This is a genomic window from Nocardioides sp. (assembly GCF_035547795.1).
In the GTDB taxonomy this organism is placed as follows: domain Bacteria; phylum Actinomycetota; class Actinomycetes; order Propionibacteriales; family Nocardioidaceae; genus Nocardioides.
In genome coordinates this window covers 33,290-45,747 of sequence record NZ_DASZUF010000121.1, presented here as the reverse complement: position 1 = coordinate 45,747, position 12,458 = coordinate 33,290, and the positions used below count along the sequence as shown (strand labels likewise).

Sequence of the window (12,458 nt, the reverse complement as noted above, 5' to 3'; positions counted from 1 at the left end):
CCCGGCACCAGCGCCAGGGCGTCGTCGATCTTGGCCACGTCGCTGCCGCCGCCCTGGGCCAGGTCGTCCTTGCCGCCGCCACGACCACCGAGCACCGGGGCGAGTGCCTGCACGAACGCACCGGCCTTGAGGCCGCGCGCCCGCCCGGCCTCGTTGACGGTCGCCACGATCGAGACCCTGCCGTCGGCGTCGCCGAGCAGCACGACCACCGTGGGGCGGTCCGCCGGGAACCGGCCGCGGACATCCATCGCCAGGGTGCGTACGTCGTTGCCGCCGGCGCCGGCGGCCCGCGCGGCCACCACCGCGACCCCGTCCACGTCGACGGCGTCCTCGGCGAACCTGCCCGCGCGGGCCAGCAGCCGCGCGACGCGGGCCTTCTCGATCTCCTTCTCCGCGGCACGGAGCCGCTCGACCAGGTCGCCAACCCGACCCACCAGGTCGTCGGGCTGGGTCTTGAGCAGCTCGGTGAGCTGGTCCACCACGTCGCGCTCGCGGGCGAGGTAGCGGAAGCCCTCCAGGCCGGTGAACGCCTCGATACGGCGGTTGCCCGACCCGACGCTGGACTCCCCGGTCACCACGATGGTGCCGATCTGCGAGGAGTGGTCCACGTGGGTGCCACCGCACAGCTCGCGCGACCAGGGGCCGCCGATCTCGACGACACGCACGTTGGTGTCGTCGTACGTCTCACCGAAGAGCGCCACGGCGCCCCAGTCCTTGGCCTGCTGCAGCGTCATGTACTGCCACGACACCGGCAGGTCGGCGCGCAGCGCGTTGTTGGAGACCTCCTCGATCTCCCGGACCTGGCCCGGGGTCAGGCCCTGGGTCCAGCCGAAGTCGAGACGCAGGTAGCCGGGTCGGTTGTAGGAGCCGGACTGCAGCGCCGTGGGGCCGAGCACCTCGCGCAGCGCCGCGTGCACCACGTGCGTGCCCGAGTGCGCCTGTCGGGCGCCGAGGCGCCACTCGGGGTCGACCCGGGCGTGGAAGTGCCGCGCGGCCGGCGTCAGCTCGCCGTCGACGACGCGCACCTGGTGCACGACCAGGCCCTTGACCGGGCGCTGGACGTCGACCACCTCGAGCCGGCCGCCGTCGAACTCGATGATGCCGGCGTCGGCGATCTGGCCGCCGGACTCGGCGTAGAACGGGGTGCGGTCGAGGACGAGCTCGCCGATCTCGCCGCTGCCCAGCACCTCGGTCGGCCTGCCGCCAGAGAGCAGCGCCACCCGACCGGACTCGGTCTCCAGGGTGGTGTACGCCTGCCAGTCGGTGGGCCCGTTGGCGTCGAGGATCTCGCGGTAGACCGACAGGTCCGCGTGCTGGCCCTTCTTCGCCCGGGCATCGGCCTTGGCGCGCTCGCGCTGCTCGGCCATCAGGCTCCGGAAGCCCTGCTCGTCGACGCTCAGACCGGCCTCGGCGGCCATCTCCAGGGTCAGGTCGATCGGGAAGCCGTAGGTGTCGTGCAGCTGGAACGCCTTCGCGCCCTGCAGCACCGTCTCGCCGGCCTCCTTCACCTCCGTGGCGGCCAGGTCGAAGATCTGGGTGCCGGACTGGAGGGTCTTGCGGAACGCCTCCTCCTCGGCGTTCGCGACCCGGATGATCCGGTCCCATTCGCTGTGCAGCTCGGTGTAGGTCTCCCCCATCTTGTCCCGGGAGACCGGCATCAGCTCGGGCAGCGCCGGGTCCTCGTAGCCGAGCAGGCGCACGTTGCGGATCGCGCGGCGCAGCAGCCGGCGCAGCACGTAGCCACGGCCCTCGTTGCCCGGCGTGACACCGTCGCTGATCAGCATCATCGAGGACCGGACGTGGTCGGCGACCACGCGGAAGCGGACGTCGTCCTCGTACGCCGCGCCGTACTTCTTGCCGGTGAGCTCCTCGGCCTTCTCGATCACCGGGAAGACCACGTCGGTCTCGTACATGTTGCTCTTGCCCTGCAGCAGGTAGGCGACCCGCTCCAGGCCCATCCCGGTGTCGATGTTCTTCTTGGGCAGCTGCCCGGCGATGTCGAAGTCGGACTTGGAGCGTACGGCGGAGAGCTCGTCCTGCATGAAGACGAGATTCCAGAACTCCAGGTAGCGGTCGCCGGCGTCCCAGTCTCGGTCGGCACCGAACGCGGGACCGCGGTCGATCAGGATCTCCGAGCACGGGCCGCCGGGGCCCGGGATGCCCATCGACCAGTAGTTCTCCTTGGGCGGCAGCCGCACGATCCGGTCGTCGGGCAGGCCGGTCACCTCGCGCCAGATCGCGACCGCCTCGTCGTCGCCGTCGAGCACGCTCGGGTACAGGACGCCCTCGTCGAAGCCGAAGCCGCCGTCGGCGATCGGCTTGGTGACCAGATCCCAGGCCAGCGAGATCGCACCCTGCTTGAAGTAGTCGCCGAAGGAGAAGTTGCCGCACATCTCGAAGAACGTGCCGTGCCGGGTGGTCTTGCCGACCTCCTCGATGTCGGGCGTGCGGATGCACTTCTGCACCGAGGTGGCGCGCGGGAACGGCGGCGTGGCCTGACCCAGGAAGTAGGGCTTGAACGGCACCATGCCGGCATTGACGAACAGCAGGTTCGGGTCGTCGAGGAGCAGCGACGCCGACTTCACCGCGGTGTGCGGCAGGGTCGGGTTGTCCGCGAAGTGGCTGACGAAGCGGCGACGGATCTCCGCCGTGCTGAGCCACGTGTCGGGGCGGTTGTCGGTCACTGCTGGCCTTCCTGGGTGTCGTTGGTCGAGTAGCCGTCGCGAGGAACGAGCGACGGCGTATCGAGACCGCCGGTGAGTTGTGGTGTGGAGTCGTAGCTCGGTGCGAAGCGCTCGCGCAATCGGGCCTCGGCCTCGGCCTTCCCGGTGGCGACCTCCTCGCGGAACATCCGGGCGCCGAGCGCGAGCGCCTGCAGCCGGTCCCGAGCGCCCGCGGCGGTGAAGGCCTCGGCAGCCCGGCGCCCGCGGATCATGGCATAGATGCCGGCGCCGGCGCCCGCCGCGAACCAGAATCCGCGCCTCATCGGCGTCCCCGTTCGCCGGGCCCGATTCCGGGAGTGGGACCACTCATGCCACGCCCTCGTCGGGCACCTGGGCGCGCCTGCGGGCACGGTACTCCCGCAGCGCCTCCTTGAGCTCGACCTTGCGGGCCTTGCGGGAGCGCTTGAGCTCGCGCTTCATCTCGAACCGGATCCGGTGCCGCACCTCGGGCGCGAGCGCGCGCCGCACGCCCTGCACCAGCGAGGCCGTCCGCACCACCGACTCCCGCACCACGGCGTCGGCGAATGCCGGGCCGCTCAGGCTCACCTTCACCGGCGTCGCACCGGGAGACCCGGCGGCGGGCTCCGGCTCGCCGAGGTGGGTGATCACGAACTCCTGCTCGGCCGCCCGGGCCGCCGGTGTCGCGGTCCGGGCCTCGAGCGCGTCCAGCCGCGCGCGCAGCGCCTCGGTCTCGCGATCGGCGGCCTCCTGGCGACGTACTGCCCGGGCGAGCGAGCGTCGCCAGGCCACCAGCAGCACCACCGCGAGCGCAGCCGCGACCACCGCCACCAGGGCGAGGGTGATCGTGAGCGCGGTCATGGCCCCCGACCCTATCGCGCACCACCACGGATGATCGCGCGGATCCTCTCCCACCGCTCCTTGACCGCGGCCTCGGCGCCGTGCGTGGTGGGCTGGTAGTAGGTGGCGTCGGCGACCACGTCGGGCGCGTACTGTTGCTCGGCGATCCCGAACGGCTCGTCGTGGGCGTACTTGTAGCCCTTGCCGTGGCCGAGCTTCTTGGCGCCGCCGTAGTGCGCGTCGCGCAGGTGAGACGGCACCTGCCCGATCCGGCCCGACCTCACGTCGGCGATGGCGGCCCCGATCGCGGTCGTCACGGCGTTGGACTTCGGTGCGACCGCCAGCGCGATGGTGGCGTGCGCCAGGGTGAGCTGCGCCTCGGGCAGTCCGATCAGCTGCACGGTCTGCGCCGCCGCGACGGCCGTGGGCAGCGCCGTCGGGTCGGCCAGGCCGATGTCCTCGCTGGCCAGGATCATCAGCCGGCGGGCGATGAAGCGCGGGTCCTCCCCCGCCTCCAGCATCCGGGCCAGGTAGTGCAGCGCCGCGTCGGCGTCCGAGCCGCGCACCGACTTGATGAACGCGCTGATCACGTCGTAGTGCTGGTCGCCCTGCCGGTCGTAGCGGACCGCCGCCTGGTCGACGGCCGTCTCGGCGGTCTCCAGGTCGATCTCGGTGGCGCCCCGGCTGCGCGCCGCACCGGCCGCCGCCTCCAGGTAGGTCAGCGACCGGCGCGCGTCTCCCCCGGCCAGCCGGACCAGGTGGTCGAGAGCCTCCTCGGTCGCGGTGACCTCGCCTCGCAGGCCGCGCTCGTCGGCCAGTGCCCGCTCGAGTACGCCGCGGATGTCCTCGTCGGTCAGCGACTCCAACCGCAGCAGCAGGCTGCGGGAGAGCAGCGGGCTGATCACCGAGAAGAACGGGTTCTCCGTGGTGGCCGCTACCAGGGTCACCCAACGGTTCTCCACCCCCGGCAGCAGCGCGTCCTGCTGGGCCTTGCTGAACCGGTGCACCTCGTCGACGAAGAGCACCGTCTCCCGGCCCGTGCGGACCAGGTCGGCGCGAGCGGCGTCGATCGCGGCCCGCACCTCCTTCACCCCGGCGCTGACCGCCGAGACCTCCACGAAGCGACGGTCGGTCTGCCGCGAGACGATCGCGGCGATGGTGGTCTTGCCGGTCCCGGGCGGGCCCCACAGCAGCAGCGAGAGCGACTGATCGCCCTCGATCAGCTGGCGCAGCGGCGAACCCGGAGCGCGCAGCTGCTCCTGGCCGACCAGCTCGTCCAGCGTGCGGGGCCGCATCCGGACCGCCAGCGGAGCGGCAGCATGGTCCGCATCGGACAGCGAGCCGCGTCGAGACGGCTCGTCGCTCGCCTCCTCGCGACGAGCGAGCTCCGGCGTACGCGCCGGGTCCTCGGCGATCTCGAAGAGTCCGTCGGCATCCACGCTCAGAGACTAGTTGGCGGCACCGACAGGCCCGCCCGCCGCGGCGTTCACGTAGGGTGTCCCCATGAGCACGCGGGACTAGGGAACACCTGCCGGCGCCCCGACGAGGTCGCCGGCGCCTTCGGTGTCCCTTCCGCGCGGCCTGCGGCCGCACCGTCCCGAAAGATCCTCATGCCCGGCACCTCCGTCGCCGGGAGCTACGCCGCCCTGATGCGGCGGCACGGCGTGGCGCGCACCTTCGGGCTCGCCCTCGCCGGCCGCCTCACCTACGGCCTGCTCCCGCTCACCCTCCTGTTCACCGTCCAACAGGCCACCGGCTCCTTCGCCACCGCCGCCACGGCCGGCGCGCTCAACGGCTTCGCCGCGCTCTCGATGCCGGTCAAGTCCCGCGCGATCGACCGGCACGGCCAGCGGGTGGTCCTCCCGCTGATCGCCGTGACCGCCGCGGTCGTCCTCGGCTCCGGGGTCGTGCTGGCCCGCTCCGGGGTCACCGCGGCACCCGCCTGGTGGGCGCTGGGGCTCGCCGTCGGCCTGGCGAGCCCGCCGCTGGGCCCCTGCATGCGCGCGCAGTGGCGGGCGCTGGTCCCCGACCACCGCGTGCCTGCGGCGTACGCGCTCGACGCGGTCGGCGAGGAGACGCTCTATCTCCTGGGGCCCGTCCTGGCCGCCGGCCTGCTGGCGGTCGCCCCGGCGTATGCCGGTCTTCCGGTCGCCGCCGTGTTGCTCGTCGTCGGCGCCGCCGGCCTGGCGGCCTCCCCGGTCGCCGCGGGCATCCACGTTCCCGTGCCGAGGCACGCCGGCGCGGGGCCGCTGCGGCACCGCCGGTTCCGGGGGCTGCTCGGTGTGATGGCCGCCGTGGGTGCGGTGAGCGCCACGATCTACGCCGGCATCGCGGCACGGGCCCTCGCCGCCGGGCATCCCTCCTACGCCGGGCTGTCGGAGGCCGGGGTGGCCTGCGGCTCCGTCATCGGCGGACTCGTCTGGGGACGCCTGCGCCCGTCCTGGACCTGGCGGCAGAGCCTGACGTGCCTGCTCGCGTTCCTGGGCGCGACCCTGCTGGCGGCGAGCCTGGTCGACCCCTACGGACCATTCACCGCCAGCCTCGCCTTCGCCGGCCTGGCCCTGTCGCCGACCTACGTCGTCGCCTACCGGGCCAGCGACCTGCTGGTGGACCGGGCCGAGGTCGTCGAGGCCGGCACCTGGGTCAACACCGCCACCAACCTCGGCATCTCGCTCGGTGGCGCGGCGTCCGGACTCCTGGTCGGTCGCGCCGGCGCCCACGCCCCCACCTGGGCCGGCGCCGTGATCGCGCTGGCGGGGGTGGCGATGATCGTCGGCCGCCGGGGACCGGCGGCCGACGCCGTCACAGGCGCGCGGCCGCCTCGTCGAGCATCCGACCGAAGTGGTTGATCTGCAGCGACAGGTGGCCCTCGCCGGGCTCGAGGTGCATCGTCGCGCCCGGGACCCGCTGGGCCTGCCAGGGCATGTGCGACTGCGGCACCATCAGGTCCTCCGAGCCCTGCCAGAACGACACCGGCACGCGGAGATCCTCCAGCTCGAAGCCCCAGTGCCGGGTGAAGGCCAGGTCGTCGTCGAGCCAGCCGTAGATCGACTCGACGCCGCCGGCCAGGTTGGCCAGCAGGTCCGCGCCCACCTCGCCGGTCAGCGCCGCCCGGTCCGGAGGCGGCAGCAGCGTGGCCATCGTCGCCACCACCGTGTCGGGGTCGGCGGTGAGCAGGCCCTCACGCTGCTCCAGGAGGTACGGCGTCAACGCGTCCTCGCCCTGCAGTGCCAGGCCGAACTCGTCCAGGTTGTCCTGACCCATGCCGTCCAGGAAGCCCGGCCCGTAGGGCCGCACGCCGCAGACCACGATCACCGCTGCCACCCGGTCGGGCAGCAGCGCGCCGGTGGCCAGCGCGTGCGGGCCGCCGCCGGACTGGCCGCCGGTGATGCACCGCCGTGCGCCGAGGTGGTCGAGCACCGCCGCCATGTCCGCGGCCACGTCCGCCACCGACCGGCCCGGGTTCCGGGTCGAGGACTTGGCACCGGCGCGGGCGTAGGTCACCAGCCGCAGGCCACGTTCCACCGCGGCGGCCCGGCGACCGGCGGCCTGGAAGTCGCAGCCCGGCGTGCCGTGATGCCACAGCAGCGGTACGCCGTCGGCCGGCCCGCTGATCGTCACCTCGAGGACGCGGCCGTCCGGCAGGTCGACCAACTCGGTGCTCGGCGTATCGATCGCGTCGCTCATGAGGCCGGGGTGTGGATGGTGCGGTTGTTCAGGTCGAACCAGGTGTTGCCGAACCCGGGGCCGGTCGGCAGCTCCACTGGTGAGGCGCCCGGGTCCGCGACGCCGTAGTCGTCGACGCCGAGCAGCCGCGAGGTCACCGGCGTGTCGGGTGCCTTACCGATCTCGCCCGGGAAGTGGCACGCCACCTTGTGGGTCGGACCGATCTGCAGCAGCGGCGGCTCGACCTTGGCGCAGATGTCCTGCGCCAGCCGGCAGCGGGTGCGGAAGGAGCAGCCCGAGGGCGGGTTGATCGGGCTCGGCACGTCGCCGGTGAGCCGGATCCGCTCGCGCCGACCGCCCACCTGTGCCTGCTTCACGTCCGGCACCGCCGAGAGCAGCGCCTGGGTGTAGGGGTGGTGCGGGCGACCGTAGAGCGTCTCGCGGTCGGCGATCTCGACGATCTTGCCCAGGTACATCACCGCGATCTCGGGGCAGAAGTGCCGCACGATCGCCAGGTCGTGGGCGATGAAGAGGAACGCGATGCCGAACTCACGCTGGAGGTCCTGCAGCAGGTTGATCACCTGCGCCTGGATCGACACGTCCAGCGCCGAGACCGGCTCGTCGGCGACCAGGAGCTTCGGTTGCAGGGTCAGGGCCCGGGCGATGCCGATGCGCTGCCGCTGACCGCCGGAGAACTCGTGCGGGTAGCGGTTGTAGTGCTCCGGGTTGAGGCCGACGATCTCGAGCAGCTCCTGGACCCGGCCGAGCACCTTGTCGCGAGGGACGATCTTGTGGATCATCAGCGGCGCGCCCACGATCGAGCCGACCGTGTGCCGCGGGTTCAGCGACGTGTACGGGTCCTGGAAGATCATCTGGATGTCGCGCCGCAGGGGGTGCAGCTCGCGCTCGCTCAGCGTGGCGATCTCGCGGCCGTCGAAATCGATGCTGCCGCTGGTCGGCCGGTAGAGCCGGGTGATCAGCCGGCCGGTAGTGGACTTGCCGCAGCCGGACTCGCCGACCAGGCCCAGCGACGTACCGGCGTTGACCTGGAAGGACACGCCGTCCACGGCGTGCACGTGTCCGACGGTACGGCGCAGCAGACCGCTGCCCTTGACCGGGAAGTGCATCTTGAGGTCCTCGACGCGCAGGATCGGCCTTGCGTCGGACGGCGCCTGGACGGAGCCGTGGGGCATGAGCTCGTCGGTGGTCACTGGGCGTCCTTCGATTCAGCGGTGGCCGGCTCCGCGGTGGCTGCGGACGCGTCGGCGAGGGCGGGGGCGATCTCGGGCAGCACCTCGGTGGCGAAGACCGCGTCGGGGTCGCTGAGGTGGCACCGCTTGAGGTGACCGCCGGAGCTGACCGGCAGCAGCTCGGGCTGCACGGTGAAGCACAGGTTGTCCGGCACCTTGTCCTTGTACGTGCACCGGGGGTGGAACGCGCACCCGCTCGGCGGGTTGAGCAGGCTGGGCGGGTTGCCCGGGATCGGGATGAGCTTGGCGTCGGTGTCGGCGCTGACGTCCGGCACGCTCGCGAGCAGGCCCCAGGTGTAGGGCATCTCCGGACGCACCAGGATCTCCTGGGTGGTGCCGTACTCCACCGCGCGGCCGGCGTACATCACCAGCACGTCGTCGGCCATCTCCGCCACCACGCCGAGGTCGTGGGTGATGATGATGATCGCCGAGTCGAACTCCCGCTGCAGGTCCTGCAGCAGGTCGAGGATCTGTGCCTGGACCGTCACGTCGAGCGCCGTGGTCGGCTCGTCGGCGATCAGCAGGCCGGGGTTGTTGATCAGCCCCATCGCGATCATGGCGCGCTGCCGCATACCGCCGGAGAACTGGTGCGGGTAGTCGTCCACGCGGCGCGAGGGCTGCGGAATGCCGACCCGGTCGAGCATCTCGATGGCGCGGGCCCGGGCGGCCTTCTTGGAGACCTTGTTGTGCACCCGGTAGGCCTCGATCAGCTGGTCGCCGACCGTGTAGTACGGGTGCATCGCCGAGAGCGGGTCCTGGAAGATCATCGCGACGTCCTTGCCCCGTCGGCGACGCATCTCCTCGTCGCTCAGCTTGAGCAGGTCGACGCCGTCGAGCAGGATCTCGCCGCTGATCTGCGCGCGGGTGCCGCGGTGCAGCCCCAGGATCGTGGAGCTGGAGACCGACTTGCCGGAGCCGGACTCGCCGACGATGCCGAGCGTCTTGCCCTTCTCCAGGTCGAAGGAGACGCCGTCGGTCGCCTTGACGATGCCGTCGACGGTCGGGAAGTGCACGACCAGGTCGCGCACGGACAGATAGCTGGTGGTCATCTGCGCAAGGACTCCTAGCCGATCCGCACGCGCGGGTCGATGAAGGCGTAGAGGATGTCGACGATGATGTTCGCGACGATCACGAACGTCGCGAGCAGGAGCACCAGGCCGACGACGGTCGGCAGGTCGAACGTCACCGTCGAGTCTACGGCGAGCTTGCCGAGACCGTTGAAGTTGAAGACCTGCTCGGCGATCACCGCGCCGCCGAGCACGCTGGCCAGGTCGAGACCGGCCATCGTCACGATCGGGGTCAGGGCGGCGCGCATGGTGTGCTTCACCAGCACCCGCAGCTTCGGCACGCCCTTCGCCTTCGCCGTACGCAGGTAGTCCTCGGTCATGGACTCGAGCACGAAGGCACGAGTGATGCGGACGTAGCTGGCCATGTAGAACAGTGCCAGCGTCAGGCCCGGCAGGAACAGGTTGCTCAGCCAGCCCCACACGCCGCCGTCGGCGATGGGGGTGTAGCTGGGCACGGGCAACCAACCCCATTTGATGGCGGGGAACTCGATCAGGAACAGCCCGACCCAGAACGTCGGGAAGGCGTAGAACACCAGACTGGTGCCGACCACGCCTCTGTCGATGAAGGATCCCTTCGTCAAGGCGGCGATGGTGCCCAAGGCGATGCCTCCGATGATCCACAGCAGGAACGCCACCATCGCGACCGACGCGGAGACGGGGATCTTGTCCTTGAGCTCGGTGGTCACGTTCTGCAGGTTGACCACGGAGTAGCCCAGGCACGGGGCCGCGCAGTGCGAGACCAGCTGGGGCGCGGAGTCGCGCAGCGACTTGTCCTCGGGGAAGTCGCGGCCCTTGACCACGCCGACCGCGAAGTCCTTCCACTGCACCGGCCACGCCTTGTTGAAGCCCAGCGCCTTGTCGGTCTGCTTGATCAGCTCGGGAGGACAGCTCTTCCCGCACGCGAACCGCCCCGGGTCGATCGGGGAGGCGAAGAACAGGAAGTACGTGACGAAGCTCATCACGATGAGCATGATCACGCCGACGATCACGCGCCGGACGATGTAGGCGAGCATTCTCGAACCACCTCACCGGCCGGGATCACCGACCGTGCACGGGCTGGGCTGTTGGGCAGGCATGCCGGGGTGAGGGAGCGTGCTCCCCCACCCCGGCGACTCATGTCCTGGATCAGGTCAGAGCCTGGGTGACGTCAAGCGTCACTTGACACTGCTGTCGACGTCGATCGGACCGAGGTCCGGGTAGCCGTTCGATGCAGCGGTGGTGGTGTAGTTCAGCACCTTCGAGCCATGGATCATGTAGAAGATCGGGATGTCCATGGGGATGTAGGCGACGTCCTTGGCGAGGACCTGGTCCGCCTGCTGGAGGTACTTGGTCTGGTCATCGAGGCTCGAGGAGTTCTGAGCCTGGTCGACCAGCTTGTTGAACTCGTCGCTCTTGTAGGCGCCGTAGTCCTGACCGTTGGACTTCGAGGTCAGGTTCGGGCGGCTGTCGAACAGCGGCGCAGTGACGGTGATGGCCGACGGCCAGTCAGCACCCCAGCCGGCCCAGATGACGTCGGCCTTCTGGTCGGGCTGCTGGATGTTGCTGTAGTAGGTGTCGGAGTTGGCGATGCCGTCCAGGGTCACCTTGAAGCCGGCCTTCTCCCAGCCCGCCGCGATGACGCGCGCCTGGGCGTCGGCGGTCGGCGTGCTCGGGTAGGTGTAGGTGATCGGGTACGGCATCGGGACGCCGGCCGACTGCAGCAGCTGCTTGGCCTTCGCCGGGTCGCCGGAGCCGCCCGGGAACAGGTTGGCCTGGTAGCCCTTCACGGCCGGGTTCACGATGTCGGTCGCCGGGACGTAGGACTTGGAGCCACCACCCGCGGCCACCCAGCCGGTGTCGTCGGTCGCCGTCGCGAGCGCCTGGCGGACCTTGAGGTTCGTCAGCCGCTTGAAGTTGAGCACCAGGTAGTCGACGTACGGCGACTTGACGCTGACCGTGCGGTTCGCGGCGCTCTGGACCTCGCTGAACTTCGAGGAGGGGATCGCCTGCTGGGTCACGCCGCCCTGGTTCGGGCCGCTGTCGGCGACCAGCTGGTCGGTGATCGTCTCGCTCTGCTCGCCGACCTTGAAGACGATCTTGTTCGGAAGCGCCTTACGGATGTCGGTCGAGTCCGTCGACGGGTCGTAGTTCGGGTTACGGACGAACGTGCCGCCGGTCTCCTTGTTCCACATGCCGCCCTGGAGCTCGTAGGGGCCGTTGGAGAAGATCTGGTAGTTCGACTTGTCGCCCTGGTCCTTGTCCTGACGGTACGGGTCCATCATGTGCAGCGACGCGATGGCCAGCGGGAAGTCGGGCCACGGCTTGTTGAAGTGGTACGTGATGGTGTTGCCGTTGCAGGTGATCGCCTTGTCGAAGGCCGCCTGGCCGGCATCGGTGTGCTTGTACGGGCCGGTGTAGATCGGCAGGCCGGTCTTCTTGTCCGTGGGGATGTCGAGGTAGCTCAGCAGGTAGTTCGGACCACCGGTGATGACGTCGGTCGCGAACACCCGCGAGGCGCCGTACTTGAAGTCCTCACAGGTGATCGGCTTGCCGTCCTGCCACTTGATGCCGTCCTTGAGCGTGAAGGACCAGGTCCTGGCGTTGTCGGTCGCCGTACCGGTGTTCGTGGCCAGGTCGGGGACCGGCGTGGTCGACGTGGTCGGGTCCGACGAGATCGGGAACGCGACCAGGCTGCGGTACACCGTGCGGCTGAAGTTGGTCATCTCCACGCCGAGGTAGCTGCGCTGCGGGTCGGTGTGCTCGTACGCCGAACGGATGTAGTAGGTCAGGGTGCCGCCACCCTTGGCGCTGCTACTGCTGCCCCCGTTGCCGCCGTTGCCCGACGAGTTGTTGCTGCCGGAGCCGCCGCATGCGGCGAGTGCGACCGACAGCGACGCGGCAACTGCGACGGCTGCGAGCGCCTTCTTTCGATTGCTGGCCATTACCTCTCCTTGTTGTCGTGCGCCGAGACGGCG

10 protein-coding genes are annotated in these 12,458 nt (G+C 70.6%); 1 reads left to right on the top strand and 9 read right to left on the bottom strand.

The window, feature by feature from the left end:
- From alaS to VHA72_RS08355, 4 genes are all read right to left on the bottom strand, one after another.
- On the bottom strand, window positions 1-2,684 hold a 2,684-nt coding region (gene alaS / locus VHA72_RS08370; protein WP_325574149.1), incomplete at its 3' end, for an alanine--tRNA ligase.
- Complete coding sequence (locus VHA72_RS08365) at window positions 2,681-2,986, bottom strand: DUF6167 family protein (protein WP_325574147.1); 306 nt, start codon at window positions 2,984-2,986, stop codon at window positions 2,681-2,683. The genes alaS and VHA72_RS08365, both read right to left, overlap by 4 nt.
- Window positions 2,987-3,029: 43 nt before the next feature.
- A complete protein-coding gene (locus VHA72_RS08360) occupies window positions 3,030-3,542 on the bottom strand; it encodes a hypothetical protein (protein WP_325574145.1) in 513 nt (170 codons plus the stop codon).
- 11 nt (window positions 3,543-3,553) lie between these two features.
- Window positions 3,554-4,960 carry a replication-associated recombination protein A gene (locus VHA72_RS08355; RefSeq protein WP_414689775.1) on the bottom strand — a complete coding sequence of 469 codons (1,407 nt, stop codon included), beginning with the start codon at window positions 4,958-4,960 and terminating at the stop codon, window positions 3,554-3,556.
- A 171-nt stretch (window positions 4,961-5,131) separates the two neighbouring features.
- Here VHA72_RS08355 and VHA72_RS08350 point away from each other — a divergent pair, with 171 nt between their 5' ends.
- A complete protein-coding gene (locus VHA72_RS08350; protein WP_325574143.1) occupies window positions 5,132-6,370 on the top strand; it encodes an MFS transporter in 1,239 nt (412 codons plus the stop codon).
- Here VHA72_RS08350 and VHA72_RS08345 read toward each other — a convergent pair.
- The 5 genes from VHA72_RS08345 to VHA72_RS08325 form a co-directional block, all read right to left on the bottom strand.
- The gene (locus VHA72_RS08345; RefSeq protein WP_325574141.1) at window positions 6,324-7,208 is read right to left on the bottom strand and encodes an alpha/beta fold hydrolase; all 885 of its coding nucleotides are present in this window, start codon (window positions 7,206-7,208) and stop codon (window positions 6,324-6,326) included. The genes VHA72_RS08350 and VHA72_RS08345 overlap by 47 nt on opposite strands.
- Window positions 7,205-8,380 (bottom strand): ABC transporter ATP-binding protein, encoded by a 1,176-nt coding sequence (locus VHA72_RS08340; RefSeq protein WP_325574156.1) that lies wholly within the window; start codon window positions 8,378-8,380, stop codon window positions 7,205-7,207. The genes VHA72_RS08345 and VHA72_RS08340 overlap by 4 nt, the downstream gene beginning before the upstream one ends.
- Before the next feature lie 14 nt (window positions 8,381-8,394).
- Complete coding sequence (locus tag VHA72_RS08335) at window positions 8,395-9,486, bottom strand: ABC transporter ATP-binding protein (protein ID WP_325574139.1); 1,092 nt, start codon at window positions 9,484-9,486, stop codon at window positions 8,395-8,397.
- Between the two features lie 14 nt (window positions 9,487-9,500).
- Window positions 9,501-10,517, bottom strand: a complete 1,017-nt coding sequence (locus VHA72_RS08330) for an ABC transporter permease (protein ID WP_325574137.1) — start codon at window positions 10,515-10,517, stop codon at window positions 9,501-9,503.
- Window positions 10,518-10,658: 141 nt separating this feature from the next.
- Complete coding sequence (locus VHA72_RS08325) at window positions 10,659-12,425, bottom strand: ABC transporter substrate-binding protein (protein WP_325574135.1); 1,767 nt, start codon at window positions 12,423-12,425, stop codon at window positions 10,659-10,661.
- Window positions 12,426-12,458 lie beyond the last annotated feature (33 nt).

Excerpts from the sequence above, each read along its gene's own strand:
- VHA72_RS08340 (WP_325574156.1), bottom strand. The coding sequence starts at position 8,380 with ATGCCCCACGGCTCCGTCCAGGCGCCGTCCGACGCAAGGCCGATCCTG.
- VHA72_RS08330 (WP_325574137.1), bottom strand. The coding sequence starts at position 10,517 with ATGCTCGCCTACATCGTCCGGCGCGTGATCGTCGGCGTGATCATGCTC.
- VHA72_RS08335 (WP_325574139.1), bottom strand. The coding sequence starts at position 9,486 with ATGACCACCAGCTATCTGTCCGTGCGCGACCTGGTCGTGCACTTCCCG.
- VHA72_RS08325 (WP_325574135.1), bottom strand. The coding sequence starts at position 12,425 with ATGGCCAGCAATCGAAAGAAGGCGCTCGCAGCCGTCGCAGTTGCCGCG.
- VHA72_RS08365 (WP_325574147.1), bottom strand. The coding sequence starts at position 2,986 with ATGAGGCGCGGATTCTGGTTCGCGGCGGGCGCCGGCGCCGGCATCTAT.
- VHA72_RS08350 (WP_325574143.1), top strand. The coding sequence starts at position 5,132 with ATGCCCGGCACCTCCGTCGCCGGGAGCTACGCCGCCCTGATGCGGCGG.
- VHA72_RS08345 (WP_325574141.1), bottom strand. The coding sequence starts at position 7,208 with ATGAGCGACGCGATCGATACGCCGAGCACCGAGTTGGTCGACCTGCCG.
- VHA72_RS08360 (WP_325574145.1), bottom strand. The coding sequence starts at position 3,542 with ATGACCGCGCTCACGATCACCCTCGCCCTGGTGGCGGTGGTCGCGGCT.